The 404-nt window shown below is 68.3% G+C and carries 1 protein-coding gene; it reads right to left on the reverse strand.

Annotated features, from left to right (window positions below; all coding sequences use genetic code 11):
- The coding region (locus RUW00_RS22845) for a hypothetical protein (protein ID WP_315956831.1) at window positions 1-404 on the reverse strand (404 nt) is incomplete at both ends.

Consider the following 404-nt stretch of genomic DNA (forward strand, 5'->3'; position numbering starts at 1 on the left):
GCAGCAGCGTCCATTCGCGGCGCCCAGCGTTCCACGCGTTGTACTGCGGTGTGGTGCCGTCCAGCCGGAACGGTTCGGAGAGCGTCACGTCCTTGGGCAGGGGCTCGCCGAGCGTGAGGCGAGTGGGCACCGCCATTGCTGTGCGGGTGTCCCACAGCATGCAGTTGCGGAAGTCGGCGACCGCTTCCCAGCGCGTGCCATCATCGGCCAGGCGCAGCGTCTGGTACTCGCCGGCGGGCTGGCGGGGGGCCAGGTCGACGGTGTAGTCGGGCAGGTTCCAGCGGCCGTCGGGGGAGGGCTGCAGACGGACCTTGCCCATGTAGGCGCGGGTGTCGGGGTCGTAGGAGTGCGCGAAGCGCGGTTCGATGGGCACGTTCATGTCCTCAGTAAGCGATGCAATAGAT

Source organism: Bacillus sp. IS1 (assembly GCF_032461585.1).
In the GTDB taxonomy this organism is placed as follows: domain Bacteria; phylum Bacillota; class Bacilli; order Bacillales; family Bacillaceae; genus Bacillus; species Bacillus velezensis.